Source organism: Streptomyces sp. NPDC107654, assembly GCF_055639035.1.
The window spans coordinates 255,960-273,567 of sequence record NZ_JBVKBI010000001.1; the positions used below are offsets into that span (position 1 = coordinate 255,960).

Sequence of the window (17,608 nt, forward strand, 5' to 3'; positions counted from 1 at the left end):
CGGCCGGGGCCGGAAGAGAGGCCCTAGCGCTCCTTGCGCGCCACGACCCGGTACGCGTTCGAGAAGCGGGTGCGGCGGAAGAGGGGGGCCAGGGTGTGGTCCAGGGCCGCGGCCACGTCCAGGACGGGTGAGGCCGCCAGCTGGAGCACGGGGTGGACGTGGACCGCGCAGAGGGCGACGGCCGCCGCGAGGTCGCAGGGGACGTGGGGGGTGCGGCGGTCGGTGACGAGGATCGTGCAGCCCAGGGACTCCAGTTCCGCGCGGAGGTTGGCCAGGGGCACCAGGTGCAGGTGGCGCGGCTGGCCGTGGGGCAGCCACCGTTTGCCGAGCAGCGCGGCGAACAGGCAGCGCGGGTCGGGGACTTCGACGACCAGGTGGCCGCCGGGCCGCAGCACGGTCAGCGCGGCGCGGAGTTCGGCGCGCGGGTCGGGCGCCTGCTCCAGGTGGCGGAACATCGTGACGACGTCGTAGCGGGCGCGCAGCCGGGCCGCCAGCCCCGGCGTCGCGAGGTAGCCGCGGTGCGCCTCCTCCACCCGCCCCTCCAGCAGCGCCTGCTCCACCCGGGCCGTCGGATCCAGCCCGTCGAAACTGGTGTACGGGAAGAACTCCTTCGCCGCCTCCGGGAAGCGGCCGTGGCCGGTGCCGACGTCCAGCCAGCTCTCCGGTTCGCCCAGGCCCGACAGCCGCCAGGCGGTGGCACGGTGCCGGCGCCGGACCGCCCTCTCGGAGCGGAGGCGGGAGGCGAACTCCTCCAGCTGTCTCTCGTAGACGTCCCGGTGGAAGAAGGCCAGTCCCTCCGCGGTGAGCCGGGGGTTCTGGAAGCCGTGGCCGCAGTCCCGGCAGACGTCGAGGGCGAAGGTGCCCGGGCGGTGCCGCAGCGGGTCGGGCGCGCGCACCCGGGTGCGCAGGTGGTGTGAGCCGCACCAGGGGCAGTCCTCGCGGCGCGGCTCCTGGAAGGGGTCGTGGGCGGTGGTGAACTGCGGGGTGAGGGGCGAGGTCGGCATGGGCGGCTCCCTGTGCGACATTCCGCGGCAAACCGGAACGTATGGGATCAGGTTCCGAGGTGCAATGACGTCGTGGGGGTGTGGTGGCGACGTGGCGCGGAAGGCGTCGTTCGCTGGCGGTACTGTTCGGCGAATGAGCAGCCTTAATCTGGACGACTTCACCGATCAGATCGAGCGCCCGGACGGGGGCGTGCGCCGTGACGCCGAGACCCGGCGGGAGCGCCGGATCGTGCCGCCGGGAGCGCTGGGCCGCCTGGACGAGCTGGGCGAGTGGCTGGCCGCGGCGCGGGGCACCGTGCCGGTGCGGCCGGTCGAGCGGCCGCGGGTGGTGCTCTTCGCCGGCGACCACGGCATCGCCGAACTGGGCGTCTCGGCCCGGTCCGCGGGCGGGGCGGAGCAGCTGGTGCGGGCGGTGCTGGAGGGGGCGAGCCCGGTGTCCGTGCTCGCGCGCCGGCTGGAGGTGCCGGTACGGGTCGTGGACATGGGCCTGGACTGCGAGCCGGACGCCCTGCCGAAGGACGTGACGCGGCACCGGGTACGGCGGGGCAGCGGCCGGATCGACGTCGAGGACGCGCTCACCCTGGAGGAGGCGGAGGCCGCGCTGCTCGCGGGGGTCGCGGTCGCCGACGAGGAGGCCGACTCGGGCACCGATCTCGTGGTGCTGGGCGACCTGAGCGTGGGCGGGACCACCCCGGCGGCGGTGCTGATCGCCGCGCTGTGCGGGACCGACGCCTCCGTGGTGACCGGGCGGGGCGGGGTCGCGATCGACGACCTGGCCTGGATGCGCAAGTGCGCGGCGATCCGGGACGCGCTGCGGCGGGCCCGGCCGGTGCTCGGGGACCAGCTGCGGCTGCTGGCGGCGGTGGGCGGGGCGGACCTCGCGGCGATGACCGGGTTCCTGTTGCAGTGCGCGGTGCGGAAGCTGCCGGTGATCCTCGACGGGGTGGTGGCCGCCGCGTGCGCGCTGGTCGCCCAGCGGGTCGCCTTCCGGGCGCCGGACTGGTGGCTGGCCGGGCACGACAGCGGGGAACCGGGGCAGGCCAAGGCCCTGGACCGGATGGCCCTGGAGCCGCTGCTGGAGCAGGGCGTGAAGGTCGGCGAGGGCGTGGGCGCGCTGCTGGCACTACCGCTGGTCACGGCCGCGGCAGCCCTGGCCGCGGAGCTCCCCGAGAAGCCGGGGGGCGAGACGGAGCCGGGGGACGAGCCGGAACCCGGGGGCGAGACGAAGCCGGAGGGGCAGACCGAGCCGGAAGGGGAGGCCGAGGCGGCGCAGTAGGCGGTTGCGACCGCTTCGGCACGCCGGCTCCCACCGAGCGGGATTCAGCGGAGCCGGGTTCGGCGGAGTCGGATTCAGCCGGGTCGGCGGAGCGCCGTCGCGGCTGAAGGCCGCCTTCGCTGCGCGCCCGGCCCGGCTGAGTCGCGTTGCGGCCGGGCGCCTTCGCGCGGCGGAACGCCGGCCCGGCTGAACCGCCGGCCGGACTGAACGCCGTCACGACCGAACGCCGCCATCGCCGAGCGTCGACTCGCCTGCGTGCCGACCCGGCTGAGTGTCGTCGCTGCCGGGCGCCCTCGCGCGGCGGAAGGCCGACCGGACTGAACGCCGTCACGACCGAACGCCGTCATCGCCGAGCGTCGACTCGCCTGCGTGCCGACCCGGCTGAGTGTCGTCGCTGCCGGGCGCCTTCGCGCGGCGGAACGCCGACCGGACTGAGCGCCGTCATCGCCGAGCGCCGGCCCGGCTGCGTGCCGACCCCGCTGAGTCTCTTCACTGCCGGGCACCGTCGCACGACGGAGCGCCGGACCGGCGAAGCGCCGGACCGACTGAAACGCCGGCCGAGCTGAGCGCCGTCCCCGGCCCAGCGCCGTCCCCGCTGAGCACCGTCCCCGGCCCGGCGCCGTCCCCGCTGAGCGCCGTCCCCGGCCCGGCGCCGTCCCCGCTGGACGACGGGCCCGGCCCAGCGCCGGTCTGCCCGGACGCCGCCGCCCTCGCCATCGCAGTCCTCGCCGCCGGTAAGAAGATCGGGCTTCGTCACGCGGACAAGGGATCCCGAGCCGGAATAGCGCGGTTCACCTGACCCGCGCCCATATGATCCTGCTCCATGGGAGATGCCCGAATTGCCGGGGAGCAGCGAGACGAGGCGGCGCGGACGGGTGAGTGGGTGCGGCGGTCCACCGGGGTGTCCCGGAGGGCCGCCGCGGGCGCCGTCTGGTACCTGCGGACCGTCGCCTTCATCAACTTCCTCAGCGCGGTGTGGGTCTCGCTCGGCCAGGACGTGCGCCGGCACAACCAGGACGACTTCTTCACCCCCTACCTGCTGACGGCCGGCTTCGCCTCGGGGGTGTTCACCGCCTTCCTGGCCATCACCATGCGGCGCCGGAAGCGTGCCGCGTGGATCCTCAACCTGGTGGTGAGCGGGCTCTTCCTGGTGCTGTTCGCCTTCGCCATGGCGTTCCCGGAGATCCGGCGGTACCCGCAGAACTGGGTCTCCCTCGCGCTGACCGCCGCCTTCGTGGGCGCGCTGCTCGCCGGACGGCGCGAGTTCTACGCCAAGGGCGACCGGTCCAACCCCCGGCTCGCGGCCCTCGTGGCCGTCGGCGGCGGGCTGGCGGCGAGCCTGCTGGCCGGACTGCTGGTGACGGTCACCAACCAGGCACCGGACGCGGCCCGTTCGACCTTCCCGGAGCGCTGGCACTACGGCACCCTGCGGCTGGTGTCGGTGGCGGCCGAGGAGTCCCGCTTCCCGGGGATCGACCCGCCGAACTGGGCCAACGTGGTGATCAACGTGCTCAGTACGGCCCTCGTCCTCGCCGTCCTCTACGCCGCCTTCCGTTCCCGGCGGGCCGTGGACCCGCTCACCGAGGACGACGAGAAGCGGCTGCGCGAGCTGCTGGAGCGGCACGGCGACCGGGACTCGCTCGGCTACTTCGCGCTGCGCCGGGAGAAGAGCGTCGTGTGGTCGCCGACCGGGAAGGCGGCCGTCGCCTACCGGGTGGTGGGCGGGGTGAGCCTGGCGTCCGGGGACCCGATCGGGGACCCGGAGGCGTGGCCGGGGGCGATCGAGCCGTGGCTCGAACAGGCGCGGGCGCACGGCTGGATCCCGGCGGTGATGGGGGCGGGCGAGGAGGCCGGGACGGTGTACGCCCGGCACGGTCTGGACGCGCTGGAACTCGGGGACGAGGCGATCGTGGAGGTCGCCGAGTTCACTCTGGAGGGCCGGGCCATGCGTACCGTCCGGCAGGCCTACAACCGGGTGCGGCGGGCCGGGTACCGGGTGCGCATCCGGCGGCACGCGGACATCCCGGCGGACGAGATGGCCTTCCTGGTCGAGCGCGCCGACGACTGGCGGGACGGCGCCACCGAGCGCGGCTTCAGCATGGCACTGGGCCGGCTCGGGGACCCCGGGGACGGCCGGTGCGTGATGCTGGAGTGCACGGACGCCGAGGGGCGGCTGCGCGCGCTGCTCTCCTTCGTGCCGTGGGGGCCCACCGGGCTGTCCCTGGACCTGATGCGGCGCGACCGGGACCTCGACGGTTCCGCCAACGGGCTGATGGAGTTCATGGTCATCGAGCTGCTGCGGCGGGCCGACGAGACCGGGATCACGCAGGTCTCACTGAACTTCGCGATGTTCCGGTCGGTCTTCGAACGTGGCGCGCGCCTCGGCGCCGGGCCGGTGCTGAGGCTGTGGCGCTCGCTGCTCAGCTTCTTCTCGCGCTGGTGGCAGATCGAGTCGCTGTACCGCGCCAACGCCAAGTACCGGCCCATCTGGGAACCGCGGTTCCTGCTCTTCGAGAAGAGCGCGGACCTGCCGCGCATCGGCCTCGCCTCGGCCCGGGCGGAGGGGTTCCTGGAGGCGCCGGGACTGCCGAAGTGGCTGCACCGCAGGCACCTGGACACGCACCGATGAGACACGTTCGACGGGGGACGCTCGATGGCAGGAACGCTCGACGGGGGCACGTTCGATGAGGGGAGCGCGATGAGGGCGCTCGCCCGCTGGGCGAGGGCCGAGTGGGGGCCGCTGTGCGCCGCCGTGCGCGAGCCGCTGCGCGGGCGGGGGCCGGCGGCCGTACCCATGAGCCTGGCGGCGGTGGGCCTGACCGCGTTACTCCAGTTCGTGCAGAACCAGCCGTGGGGGTACCAGCTCGTGCAGGACGCGGGTGCCGTACGGGCCGACGACCCGCTGTGGCAGGCCCTGCTGCGCACTCCCCTGTCGTTGTTCGTGCCCGCGCTGGACCTGCCGGTGTGGGGGGCGCTGGCCCAGATCCTGCTGGTGTTCGGGATCGCCGAGCTGTGCCTGGGCCGGTGGCGGACGCTGACCATCGCGTACGTCGCCACGCTCGCCGGCACCCTGTACGCGCGCCTGGGCACCACCCTCGGCGCGCACGCACCGTTCGGGCTGCCGTGGACCGACGGGCAGGTGGTGGACACCGGCCCGTCGGCGGCCGTGGTGGGGCTGGCGGTGTTCGTGAGCTGGCGGTACGGCGCCTATGCGACGGCGGGCGCGGTGACGCTGGCCATGGTCGTGGAGGTGCTGCTGAAGGAGAACCTGGCCGGCAAGGAGCACCTGGCCGCACTGATGGCGGTGGGGCTGCTGTGCCTGCTGGCGGCGCTGCGGCAGCGCGTCCGGAGCCGGCCGGGCCGCGCCCGCCGTCCGTGGGGGCCGGGCGGGAGCGGTCAGCGGTGGCCGGGCAGGCGTTCCGGACGGGGGTCGGGTCTGCCGCCGATCCAGTCCTGAAGGGCACGGCGCGGCCGGGCCCAGCGGCGGTCGTGCCGGTAGACACGCAGGGCGGCCCGGGCACGGGCGCGGGGGCGGCGGCCGTAGAAGCGGCGGGCCCACGGGGAGCCGGGGCGGGCGAGCCGGACCGCGCCGACGAGTGCCACCAGCGGCACGATCACCCCGAAGAGCGCGATGCGGGCCTTGCCCTTGCCCAGGGCGACGAGCGACAGGAGGAAGTTCCCGGCGACGGTGGCGATGGCGCCGCCGCGGTCGTGCAGCTCCTCCTGGGAGAGGTCGTTGACGCCGAACGGGGAGAAACCGGCGAGCAGCAGACCGACGAGGGCGGCGGTGAGCACGACCACTTCGACGCTCTTGCGGCCCTCCTCGGTCCAGTAGACGTCGTCCAGGTGCAGGATCAGCGCGAACTCGTCCAGGACCAGGCCCGCGCCCGTGCCGAACAGGACGGCGGAGACGGCCGCCCCCGCGCCGTGCCGGTCGCTGGCGACCGCGCCGAAGCCGCCGACGACGGTGAGGACGACCCCGGGGACGACGTGGTGGATGTGCAGCCCGCCCGCGCTGACGTTGCCGAACGGGCCCTTGCCGGCCCGGATCAGCCGGGTGACGACGCGGGTGACGACGAAGGTCAGCACGAAGGCGGCGAGGGCGAGCAGCAGCGGGAGTTTGCCCGGCTCGACGATGTTCCGCACCCACCAGTGCCCCATGTGCGCACTGTAGCCCCGGCTCCCGCCGGCGGCTCTCCGGCCGCCCGGTACCCTGCGCCGGTGCTCAAGTCTGCTCCCCTCGACGGCCTCCGCTTCGCCTTCGGCACGCTCACCGTGCTGCCCGTACGGGTGCACCGCTGGGACCGGGATGCGGCCCGCGGGGGCATGCTGTGCGCCCCGCTGGCCGGGCTGGTCGTCGGCGGCGGCGCGGCGGGGCTCGGCCTGCTGCTGCTCTTCCTCGGCGCGGGCCCGTTGCTCGCCGCCGTCGCCTCGGTCGCCGTCCCGGCCGCGCTGACCCGGGGGCTGCACCTCGACGGGCTCGCCGACACCGCCGACGGGCTGGGCAGCGCCAAGCCCGCCGAGGACGCCCTGCGGATCATGAAGCAGTCGGACATCGGGCCGTTCGGCGTGCTGACCCTCGTCCTGGTCCTGCTGGCCCAGGTGGCCGTGCTGGCCCAGCTCTACGGCGGATCCTGGACCCGGGGTGCCGTGGCGGCCGTGGTCTCGGCGGTCACGGCCCGGCTGGCGCTCACCCTGGCCGCCCGCGCGGGGGTGCCGGCCGCCCGGCCGGAGGGGCTGGGGGCGGCGGTGGCCGGGGCGGTGCCGACGGCTGCCGCCCTGGGGGCCGGGGTCGCGGTGGTGGCGGTCGCCGGGGCGGCGGGTGCGCACGCCGCCGTCGCGGTGGGCGCGGGGGCCGGCGGGGCCGAGGTGCTGCTGCGGGTGTGCCTCCGCCGGTTCGGCGGGGTCACCGGGGACGTGTTCGGGGCGGTCGCGGAGACGGCCGCGACCGTGTCGCTGGTGGTGCTGGCCCTCGGCCGGTAGCGCACCGCTTCTCCCGGGCTCCCCCCGCTTCCCCCTTGCGGTTGCTTCCCCCGGCTTCCCCCTGCGGTGTTCCGCGGGGAATCAGCGGACATCATGCGAGCACAGGGGGTGGATGTGGCCCCCACGCCACACGCGGGTGAACACCCGAAGGAATGAGCGAACGCACCCACGCGCGTAGTCTCGTCCCGGGTGTTCGCCGACAGGGTGAAGGCCCCGGTTGCCACCAGTCCCCAGGCCTGGACCTAGGGTCGGCTCTCGGGCCCGGTCGACCCACCCCTTCATCGGCCACAGCAACTTCACATCGGAAGCGAGAATTCACCACCGTGACTGCTCTGACTCTCAGCACCGCCGCGGCGCCCGGCCTGCGGGCCGACGCGATCGTGATCGGTGTCGCCAAGGGCGCCCAGGGGCCCGTCGTCGCGCCCGGCGCCGAGGCCGTGGACAAGGCGTACGACGGCAAGCTGGCCGGCGTCCTGGAGACCCTCGGCGCCTCGGGTGCCGAGGGCGAGCTGACGAAGCTGCCCGCCCCGGCCGGCTTCAAGGCCCCGCTCGTGGTGGCGGTGGGCCTAGGCGAGGAGCCCGGCGGCAAGAACGCCGAGGACGGCGCGGACGGCTACGACGCCGAGGCGCTGCGCAAGGCCGCCGGCGTGGCCGCCCGGGCACTCACCGGGTCGAGGAAGGCCGCGTTCGCGCTGCCCGTCGACGGCCCCGGTGCCGTCGGCGCGATCAGCGAGGGCATCCTGCTCGGCGCCTACTCCTTCGACACCTACAAGGGCAGCGCCCAGGACGCCGGCAACGGCAAGTCCAAGAACGGCAGGGCGCCGCTGGCCGAGGCCGCGCTGCTCGGCGGCAAGCCCCGCGACGCCGCGCACAAGGGCGCCCTGGCCCGCGCGGTCGCGGTCTGCCAGGAGCTGAACCGCGCCCGCGACCTGATCAACATGCCGCCGAACGACCTCGACCCCGCGGCCTTCGCCGGGATCGCGCAGGCCGCTGCCAAGGAGCACGGCCTGAAGGTGCAGGTGCTCGACGAGAAGGCGCTGGCCAAGGGCGGCTACGGCGGCATCCTCGGCGTCGGCGGCGGCTCGGCGGCCACCCCGCGCCTGGTGAAGCTGTCGTACCGGCACCCGAAGGCGGAGAAGCACCTGGCCTTCGTCGGCAAGGGCATCACCTACGACTCGGGCGGCATCTCGCTGAAGCCGGCCGGGCACAACGAGACGATGAAGTGCGACATGAGCGGTGCCGCCGCCGTGTTCGCCGCGGTCGTCGCCGCCGCGCGTCTCGGCCTGGAGGTCAACGTCACCGGTTGGCTGGCGCTGGCCGAGAACATGCCGTCCGGCTCCGCCGTGCGCCCGGGTGACGTGCTGCGCATGTACAGCGGCAAGACGGTCGAGGTGCTCAACACCGACGCCGAGGGCCGGCTGGTGCTCGCCGACGCGCTGTGGGCGGCCTCGCAGGAGAACCCGGACGCGATCGTGGACGTGGCCACGCTGACCGGCGCGATGGTGCTCGCGCTGGGCAGCCGGACCTTCGGCGTCATGGCCAACGACGACGCGTTCCGCTCCGCGGTGCACGAGGCGGCCGAGGAGGTCGGCGAGCCGGCCTGGCCGATGCCGCTGCCGGAGCACCTGCGCAAGGGCATGGACTCGCCGGTGGCCGACATCGCGAACATGGGCGAGCGGTGGGGCGGCGGGCTGGTCGCCGGCCTGTTCCTGCGCGAGTTCGTGGGCGAGGGCATCACCTGGGCCCACCTCGACATCGCCGGCCCGGCGTTCAACGAGGGCGGCCCCTTCGGATACACGCCGAAGGGCGGCACGGGGTCCGCGGTGCGGACGCTGATCCGTCTCGCGGAGCTGACGGCCGAGGGCGACCTGGGCTGACGACCGCCCACCGGCTCGGTTCCGACCGCAGTACGGTGACTGCCGCCGCGCGGGGCCGGTCGCGCCCGCGCGGCGGCCCCGGCCCCGCGCCCCTTCCGGGCGCCCGAACGTGGGACGTCTCACACACCGGCCCGGCGTCTCGATCTCGTCCGACAAGTGCGAAGATGGAGCCCGGCAGGACAGGGCCCCCACCGAAGGGCCGAAGCATCAAGCGGCCGGACACCAGCCGACCGGCCGGTCACCTCCCGAAGGGGCAAGGGTGCCCGGCATACGGCGCACATGCATGGAGGACGTGACGTGGCGAACGACGCCAGCACCGTTTTCGACCTAGTGATCCTCGGCGGTGGTAGCGGTGGTTACGCCGCGGCCCTGCGCGGGGCGCAGCTGGGCCTGGACGTCGCCCTGATCGAAAAGGACAAGGTCGGCGGCACCTGCCTGCACCGGGGTTGCATCCCCACCAAGGCCCTGCTGCACGCGGGCGAGATCGCCGACCAGGCCCGCGAGAGCGAGCAGTTCGGTGTGAAGGCCACCTTCGAGGGCATCGACGTGCCGGCCGTCCACAAGTACAAGGACGACGTGATCTCGGGCCTGTACAAGGGTCTGCAGGGCCTCATCGCGTCCCGGAAGGTGACGTACATCGAGGGTGAGGGCCGGCTGTCCTCCCCCACCTCCGTGGACGTGAACGGTCAGCGCGTCCAGGGCCGCCACGTCCTGCTGGCGACCGGCTCCGTGCCGAAGTCGCTGCCGGGCCTGGAGATCGACGGCAACCGGATCATCTCCTCCGACCACGCCCTCGTCCTGGACCGCGTGCCCAAGTCCGCGATCATCCTGGGCGGCGGTGTCATCGGCGTCGAGTTCGCCTCCGCGTGGAAGTCCTTCGGCACCGACGTCACGATCGTCGAGGGCCTGAAGCACCTCGTCCCCGTCGAGGACGAGAACTCCTCGAAGCTCCTCGAGCGCGCGTTCCGCAAGCGCGGCATCAAGTTCAACCTCGGCACCTTCTTCCAGAAGGCCGAGTACACGCAGGACGGCGTCAAGGTCACCCTCGCCGACGGCAAGGAGTTCGAGGCCGAGGTCCTGCTCGTCGCCATCGGCCGCGGCCCGGTCTCGCAGGGCCTGGGCTACGAGGAGGCCGGGGTCGCCATGGACCGCGGCTACGTCCTCGTCGACGAGTACATGCGCACCAACGTCCCGACCATCTCCGCCGTCGGCGACCTCGTCCCGACGCTCCAGCTCGCGCACGTCGGCTTCGCCGAGGGCATCCTGGTGGCGGAGCGTCTGGCCGGTCTGAAGGTCGTTCCGATCGACTACGACGGTGTCCCGCGGGTGACGTACTGCCACCCGGAGGTCGCCTCCGTCGGCATCACCGAGGCCAAGGCCAAGGAGATCTACGGCGCGGACAAGGTCGTCGCTCTGAAGTACAACCTGGCGGGCAACGGCAGGAGCAAGATCCTCAAGACCGCGGGCGAGATCAAGCTCGTCCAGGTCAAGGACGGTGCCGTGGTCGGCGTCCACATGGTCGGCGACCGCATGGGCGAGCAGGTCGGCGAGGCCCAGCTGATCTACAACTGGGAGGCGCTGCCGGCCGAGGTCGCCCAGCTCATCCACGCCCACCCGACGCAGAACGAGGCGCTCGGCGAGGCCCACCTGGCCCTGGCCGGCAAGCCGCTGCACTCCCACGACTGAGCCTTCGGTCAACGGGCGCGACGACACAGACTTCCGCAATTCGTTAGGAGCAACCGAAACCATGGCGGTTTCCGTAACCCTTCCGGCGCTCGGTGAGAGCGTCACCGAGGGCACTGTCACCCGCTGGCTGAAGGCCGAGGGCGAGCACGTCGAGGCCGACGAGCCGCTGCTCGAGGTCTCGACCGACAAGGTCGACACCGAGATCCCGGCCCCGGCCTCCGGCGTGCTGGCCTCCATCAAGGTCGCCGAGGACGAGACGGTCGAGGTCGGCGCCGAGCTGGCCCTGATCGACGACGGCACGGGCGCGCCCGCCGCCGCCGAGGCCGCCCCGGCCGCCGAGGCCGCCCCGGCCGCCGAGCCCGCTCCGGCCGCCGAGCCCGAGCCCGCCCCGCAGGCCGCCCCGTCCACCGAGCAGGCCGCCCCCGCCCCCGCCCCGACCGCCGAGGCGGCTTCCGGCGGCGGCTCCGCCGAGGGCACGGACGTGGTCCTGCCCGCGCTCGGCGAGTCCGTCACCGAGGGCACCGTCACCCGCTGGCTGAAGTCGGTCGGCGACAGCGTCGAGGCCGACGAGCCGCTGCTCGAGGTCTCCACGGACAAGGTCGACACCGAGATCCCGGCGCCCACCTCGGGTGTGCTGCTGGAGATCACGGTCGGCGAGGACGAGACCGCCGAGGTCGGCGCCAAGCTCGCCGTCATCGGCGCCCCGGGTGCCGCCCCGGCCGCCGCTCCGGAGCCCGCCCCGGCCCCGGCCGCCGCCGCCCCGGCTCCGGCTCCGGCCGCCGCCCCGGCCCCCGCCCCGGCCCCCGCCCCGGCCCCCGCCGCCCCGGCCCCGGCCCCGGCGCCCGCTCCGGCTCCGGCGCCCGCCGCCGCGGCCCCGGCCGCTCCGGCCCAGGCGCCCGCCCCGGCCCCGGTCACCCCGGCCACCGCGCCGACCTCCCCGACCGCCACCCAGGCGACGGACGAGGGCGCGTACGTGACCCCGCTGGTGCGCAAGCTCGCCGCCGAGAACGGCGTCGACCTGGCCGGTGTCAAGGGCACCGGCGTCGGCGGCCGCATCCGCAAGCAGGACGTCATCGCCGCCGCCGAGGCCGCGAAGGCCGCCGCCGCCCCGGCTCCGGCCGCTGCCGCCGCTCCGGCCGCCGCGAAGAAGGCCCCGGCGCTGGAGGTCTCCCCTCTCCGCGGCCAGACCGTCAAGATGCCGCGCATCCGCAAGGTCATCGGCGACAACATGGTCAAGGCGCTGCACGAGCAGGCCCAGCTGTCGTCGGTCGTCGAGGTCGACGTCACCCGTCTGATGAAGCTGCGCGGCAGGGCGAAGGACTCCTTCGCGGCCCGCGAGGGCGTCAAGCTCTCCCCGATGCCATTCTTCGTCAAGGCGGCCGCGCAGGCGCTGAAGGCCCACCCGGTCATCAACGCCAAGATCAACGAGGCCGAGGGGACCATCACCTACTTCGACACCGAGCACATCGGTATCGCGGTGGACTCCGAGAAGGGCCTGATGACCCCGGTCATCAAGAACGCCGGCGACCTCAACCTCGCGGGCATCGCCAAGGCCACGGCGGAGCTGGCGGGCAAGGTCCGGGCCGGCAAGATCACCCCGGACGAGCTGTCCGGCGCGACCTTCACCATCTCCAACACCGGTTCGCGCGGTGCCCTGTTCGACACGATCATCGTGCCGCCGGGCCAGGTCGCGATCCTCGGCATCGGTGCCACGGTCAAGCGTCCGGCCGTCATCGAGACCGAGGAGGGCACGGTCATCGGCGTCCGCGACATGACCTACCTGACCCTCTCCTACGACCACCGCCTGGTCGACGGCGCCGACGCGGCCCGTTACCTGACGGCGGTCAAGGCGATCCTCGAGGCCGGCGAGTTCGAGGTCGAGCTGGGCCTCTGACGGGATCGAGGATCCCGGTGAAGTCGAGCCGGGCCTCCGCGTCCGTCCCTGCGGCACCCCGTCCGGAGCTTTCTCCGGGCGGGGTGTTCGTGTTTGTCGGCATACGCAGCGTGTAAGCCTCGTCTCACCTGCGCCAAAGCACCCCCACGCGCCCTACCGGCGGAGCGAACCGGCCGTATTGTCTAAGCGTCAGCCCTCCCGAAGGAGCCCTCATGACCGCGCCCGTCGTCCACTCGCTGCGCGAGCAGATCCGCGAGCACATCGTGGAGGGGATCGTCAGCGGGCGCTGGCAGCCGGGCGAGCGCATCGTGGAGCGCCGGATCGCCACCGAGCTGGAGGTCAGCCAGACCCCGGTCCGCGAGGCCCTGCGCGAGCTGGAGTCGCTCCGCCTGATCGAGTCGGCCCCCAACAAGGGCGTACGCGTCCGCAATCTCACCGCCGCCGACCTGGAGGAGAGCTACCCGGTCCGGGCCGGTCTGGAGGCCATCGCGGCCGAGCTCGCGGCGGAGCGCCTCGCGGAGGACTGCTCGGCACTGGAGCCGCACGTCCTGGCCCTGTACGAGGCCGACCGGGAGGCGGACGGCACCGCCCAGGTGCGGCACACGGTCGGCTTCCACCGGGAGCTGGTCCGCGCCGCGCGCAACTCGGTGCTGCTGCACACGTGGGAAGGGCTCGGCATCGAGGTCTTCACGGCGCTGTCGATCCGCTGGCTGGGCACGGTCCAGCAGTCGTACGCGGAGGAGCACGAGGAGCTGGTGCAGGCGTTCAAGCGCCGGGACCCGCGGATCCCGGAGCTGGTGAAGGCGCACGTGCTGGGCTGCGCGCCGCGCGCCTGAGCCCCCGGTTCAGCCGAGCGCGCCCGCGCTCATACGCCGCCTCACCTGCGAAAACAAGGCTCCAACGCGTCACCCGGTGCCATCACCGAAGGCACCGCGTGCCTACTTTCTCCAAATCAAGAGGTTTTGGCCCTCAACCCTTTGATCGATCATCGATCAGGGAGTTACAGTCGCCGACGGACTTCCACCGAAGTCCCTGCCCTGTCCTGCCAAAGACCAAGGGCAACCCCGAACCCTTACCGATGAGGGAACCCCCTTCGACTGAGGAAGGCGGCGACATGACCGACCCCAACGCCATCCAGCCGAGCGCGCTCGACCAGCTCCCGGACCGCGACCCGGAGGAGACCGCCGAGTGGCAGGCCTCCCTGGACGCCGTCGCCAGGGAGGCCGGGCCGCACCGCGCCGCGTACCTGATGCGCCGCACGCTGGAGCGCGCCGAGCGGGGCGGCGTCGCGCTGCCGAAGCTCCTCGAGACGGACTACGTCAACACCATCCCCACCTCCGCCGAGCCGGGCGTGCCCGGCGACCCGGAGATGGAGGCCCGGATCACCGCGTGGAACCGCTGGAACGCGGCCGCGATGGTGACCCGGGGCGCGAAGCACGGCGTCGGCGGCCACATCGCCACCTTCGCCTCCGCCGCCTGGCTGTACGAGACGGGCTTCAACCACTTCTTCAAGGGCAAGGAGGGCGACGGCTCCGGCGACCAGCTGTACATCCAGGGCCACGCCTCCCCCGGCATCTACGCCCGCGCCTTCCTCGACGGCCGCCTGAACGAGGCGCACCTGGACAACTTCCGCCAGGAGGCCGGCGGCAACGGCCTGCCGTCGTACCCGCACCCGCGCCGCCTCCCCTGGCTGTGGGAGTTCCCGACGGTGTCGATGGGCCTCGGCCCGCTCTCCGCGATCTACCAGGCGCGCTTCAACCGCTACCTGACCAACCGCGGCATCAAGGACGTCTCCGCGTCCCACGTCTGGGCCTTCCTCGGCGACGGCGAGATGGACGAGCCGGAGTCGACGGCGGCCCTCGCGCTGGCCGCGCGTGAGGAGCTGGACAACCTCACCTTCGTCATCAACTGCAACCTGCAGCGCCTCGACGGCCCGGTCCGCGCCAACTTCAAGATCGTGCAGGAGCTGGAGGCCCAGTTCCGCGGCGCCGGCTGGAACGTGATCAAGACGCTGTGGGGCACGGCCTGGGACGAGCTGTTCCAGCTCGACACCACCGGCGCGCTGGTACGCCGGCTGCGCGAGGTACCGGACGCGCAGATCCAGACGTACCAGACCCGCGACGCCGCCTACATCCGCCAGGACTTCTTCGGCAAGGACCCGGCGCTCGCCGAGATGGCGAAGCTGCTGAGCGACGACAAGATCCTGGAGTGCTTCCACCTCTCCCGCGGTGGTCACGAGTCCCGCAAGGTCTACGCCGCGTACCGGGCCGCCGTCGAGCACAAGGGCGCGCCGACCGTGATCCTGGCCCAGACGGTCAAGGGGCACACCCTCGGCGAGGGCTTCGCGTCGAAGAACGCCAACCACCAGATGAAGAAGCTCTCGGTGGACGAGTTCAAGACGATGCGGGACCTGCTGGACCTGCCGATCAAGGACAGCGACTTCGTCGACGGCGTGGTGCCCTACGGCCACCCGGGCGCCGACTCCCCCGAGGTCCGCTACCTCCAGGAGCGCCGCGCGGCCCTGGGCGGCCCCGCCCCGGCCCGCCGTACGCACGCGCTGGCCCCGCTGCCGGCCCCGGCGGAGAAGGCCTTCACCTCCTTCGACAAGGGCTCCGGTTCGCAGAACGTCGCCACCACCATGGCCTTCGTCCGTCTCGTCAAGGACCTGGTCCGCGACAAGGAGACCGGCAGGCGCTGGGTGCCGATCGTCCCCGACGAGGCGCGCACCTTCGGTATGGAGTCGCTGTTCCCGTCGCTCGGGATCTACTCGCCCAAGGGCCAGACGTACGAGCCGGTCGACCGCGACCAGCTGATGTACTACAAGGAGGCCGAGAACGGCCAGATCCTCAACGAGGGGATCACCGAGGCCGGTTCGATGGCCGACTTCATCGCCGCGTCCACCGCGTACGCGACGCACGGCGAGGCGATGATCCCGTTCTACATCTTCTACTCGATGTTCGGCTGGCAGCGCACCGCCGACCAGATGTGGCAGCTCGGCGACCAGCTCGGCCGCGGCTTCCTCGTCGGCGCCACCGCGGGCCGTACGACCCTGACGGGCGAGGGCCTGCAGCACGCCGACGGCCACTCCCCGGTCATCGCCGCCACCAACCCGGCCGCGCTGACGTACGACCCCGCGTTCGCCTACGAGGTCGCGGTGATCGTCCGTGAGGGTCTGCGCCGGATGTACGGCGAGGCCAAGCCGGGCGAGGACCAGAACGTCTTCTACTACCTGACGGTCTACAACGAGCCGCTGCCGCAGCCGACGAAGCCGCAGGGCCTCGGCATCGACGAGGGCATCGTCAAGGGCCTGTACCGCTTCAACACGGCGGAGTCCGCGGGCGTGACCGTGGCCGCCAACGCCCCGCGCATCCAGCTGCTGGGCTCGGGTACGGCGATCCACTGGACCCTCGAAGCGCAGCGGCTGCTCGCCGAGGAGTGGGGCGTGGCCGCCGACGTGTGGTCCGCGACCTCCTGGTCCGAGCTGCGCCGGGACGCCATGGAGGCCGACGCGGCCCTGCTGCGCGGCGAGGAGCGGGTGCCGTACGTCCGCCAGGCGCTCCAGGGCGCCGAGGGCCCGGTCCTCGCGGTGTCCGACTACATGCGCCAGGTCCCGGACCAGATCGCGCAGTGGGTCGAGCAGGACTGGTCCTCGCTGGGCGCCGACGGCTTCGGTCTGTCGGACACCCGTGAGGCCGCCCGCCGCCACTTCGGCGTCGACGCCCCGTCGATCGTCGTGGCGGCCCTCGCCCAGCTGGCCCGCCGCGGCGAGGTCAAGGCGACGGCGGTCAAGGAGGCCCGGGAGAAGTACGGGCTGTAGAGCACCGCACGCGTGAGCAGGCCCCCGCTTCGGCGGGGGCCTCTTGCATGATGGGCGCATGCGCGCCGCTCGTCTCATCAAGATGGTTCTGCTCCTCCAGTCCCGGCCCGCCATGACGGCGGCCGAGCTGGCACGGGAGCTGGAGGTGTCGGAGCGGACCGTGACACGGGACGCGCAGGCGCTGTCGGAGGCGGGCGTGCCGGTCTACGCGGAGCGGGGGCGGGTCGGCGGGTACCGGCTGGTCGGGGGGTACCGGACGCGGCTGACCGGGCTGGCCCGGAGCGAGGCCGAGGCGCTGTTCCTGAGCGGGGTGCCGGGGGCGCTGAGGGAGATGGGGCTCGAGGACGCGGCCTCGGCGGCGCGGCTGAAGGTCTCCGCCGCGCTGCAGCCCTCGCTGCGGGACGCGCCGGACACGGCCGCGCAGCGGTTCCACCTGGACGCGCCCGCCTGGTTCCGGGAGCCGGAGACGCCCGCACTGCTGCCGGTGCTCGCCGAGGCGGTGTGGGACGACCTGCGGGTCGGCGCGGTCTACCGGCGCGGGGAGACGGTTGTGGAGCGGCTGCTGGAGCCGTACGGGCTCGTGCTGAAGGCGGGGGTCTGGTACCTGTGCGCGCGGGCGGCGGACAGCGGCTCCTTCCGGACGTACCGGATCGACCGGTTCGACGGTGTCGACGCTCTCGGCGAACGCTTCGACCGCGAGCCAGACTTCGACCTGCCCGGTTTCTGGGCGGAGCAGGCCGAGCGGTTCGCCCGGTCGATCCTGCGGGCGGAGGTGGTCGTACGGCTGTCCCCGGAGGGCGTGCGCCGGCTGCCGCACGCCGTGGATCCCGTCGGTGCGCGGGAGGCGCTGGCGAGCCCGGGCGAGCCGGATGCCGGGGGCTGGGTGACGGTGACGCTGCCCGTGGAGTCGGAGGAGGTCGCGCACGGCCAGCTGACGGCGCTGGGCGCGGAGGCGGAGGTGCTGGCTCCGGAGAGTCTGCGGGAGCGGTTCGCGGCGGACGCGGCCCGGATCGCCGCGCTGTACCGCCGTACGGAGGACCGGTGAGGATCCCGGGACTCCGCGTGCGGCCC

12 protein-coding genes are annotated in these 17,608 nt (G+C 73.5%); 10 read left to right on the forward strand and 2 right to left on the reverse strand.

The annotated features are described in order from the left end of the window. Positions 1 to 23: 23 nt before the first annotated feature. Entirely contained in the window at positions 24 to 1,004 is a 981-nt protein-coding gene (locus ACZ7N4_RS01170) for a class I SAM-dependent methyltransferase (protein ID WP_471352419.1), read from the reverse strand. A 133-nt stretch (positions 1,005 to 1,137) separates the two neighbouring features. Here ACZ7N4_RS01170 and cobT point away from each other — a divergent pair, with 133 nt between their 5' ends. The 3 genes from cobT to ACZ7N4_RS01185 all read left to right on the forward strand — a co-directional run bounded on the left by cobT (position 1,138) and on the right by ACZ7N4_RS01185 (position 5,737). Next, positions 1,138 to 2,280, forward strand: coding sequence for a nicotinate-nucleotide--dimethylbenzimidazole phosphoribosyltransferase (gene cobT / locus ACZ7N4_RS01175; RefSeq protein ID WP_471352421.1), 1,143 nt, complete (start codon positions 1,138 to 1,140; stop codon positions 2,278 to 2,280). An 823-nt stretch (positions 2,281 to 3,103) separates the two neighbouring features. Continuing rightward, on the forward strand, positions 3,104 to 4,909 hold the full coding sequence (locus tag ACZ7N4_RS01180; protein WP_471352424.1) for a phosphatidylglycerol lysyltransferase domain-containing protein: 1,806 nt from the start codon (positions 3,104 to 3,106) through the stop codon (positions 4,907 to 4,909). A 69-nt stretch (positions 4,910 to 4,978) separates the two neighbouring features. After that, positions 4,979 to 5,737, forward strand: coding sequence for a hypothetical protein (locus tag ACZ7N4_RS01185; RefSeq protein WP_471352426.1), 759 nt, complete (start codon positions 4,979 to 4,981; stop codon positions 5,735 to 5,737). Here ACZ7N4_RS01185 and ACZ7N4_RS01190 read toward each other — a convergent pair. Beyond that, on the reverse strand, positions 5,677 to 6,441 hold the full coding sequence (locus ACZ7N4_RS01190) for a hypothetical protein (protein ID WP_471352428.1): 765 nt from the start codon (positions 6,439 to 6,441) through the stop codon (positions 5,677 to 5,679). The two genes, ACZ7N4_RS01185 and ACZ7N4_RS01190, sit on opposite strands and share 61 nt — an antisense overlap. A 60-nt stretch (positions 6,442 to 6,501) precedes the next feature. On the opposite strand from ACZ7N4_RS01190, the gene ACZ7N4_RS01195 reads away from it, so the two are divergent. From ACZ7N4_RS01195 to ACZ7N4_RS01225, 7 genes are all read left to right on the forward strand, one after another. Next, positions 6,502 to 7,263 carry an adenosylcobinamide-GDP ribazoletransferase gene (locus tag ACZ7N4_RS01195; RefSeq protein WP_471352430.1) on the forward strand — a complete coding sequence of 254 codons (762 nt, stop codon included), beginning with the start codon at positions 6,502 to 6,504 and terminating at the stop codon, positions 7,261 to 7,263. A gap of 323 nt (positions 7,264 to 7,586) precedes the next feature. Continuing rightward, entirely contained in the window at positions 7,587 to 9,140 is a 1,554-nt protein-coding gene (locus tag ACZ7N4_RS01200; protein WP_471352433.1) for a leucyl aminopeptidase, read from the forward strand. A 297-nt stretch (positions 9,141 to 9,437) separates the two neighbouring features. Further along, positions 9,438 to 10,826 (forward strand): dihydrolipoyl dehydrogenase, encoded by a 1,389-nt coding sequence (lpdA, locus tag ACZ7N4_RS01205; RefSeq protein WP_471352435.1) that lies wholly within the window; start codon positions 9,438 to 9,440, stop codon positions 10,824 to 10,826. 61 nt (positions 10,827 to 10,887) lie between these two features. Continuing rightward, the gene (gene sucB, locus ACZ7N4_RS01210; RefSeq protein WP_471352437.1) at positions 10,888 to 12,720 is read left to right on the forward strand and encodes a 2-oxoglutarate dehydrogenase, E2 component, dihydrolipoamide succinyltransferase; all 1,833 of its coding nucleotides are present in this window, start codon (positions 10,888 to 10,890) and stop codon (positions 12,718 to 12,720) included. Between the two features lie 212 nt (positions 12,721 to 12,932). Then, positions 12,933 to 13,556, forward strand: a complete 624-nt coding sequence (locus ACZ7N4_RS01215; protein WP_471352439.1) for a GntR family transcriptional regulator — start codon at positions 12,933 to 12,935, stop codon at positions 13,554 to 13,556. Positions 13,557 to 13,834: 278 nt separating this feature from the next. Beyond that, positions 13,835 to 16,537: a pyruvate dehydrogenase (acetyl-transferring), homodimeric type gene (gene aceE / locus ACZ7N4_RS01220; protein WP_471352441.1), complete on the forward strand. Its 2,703-nt coding sequence runs from the start codon at positions 13,835 to 13,837 to the stop codon at positions 16,535 to 16,537. 58 nt (positions 16,538 to 16,595) lie between these two features. Further along, a complete protein-coding gene (locus ACZ7N4_RS01225; protein WP_471352443.1) occupies positions 16,596 to 17,582 on the forward strand; it encodes a helix-turn-helix transcriptional regulator in 987 nt (328 codons plus the stop codon). Positions 17,583 to 17,608 lie beyond the last annotated feature (26 nt).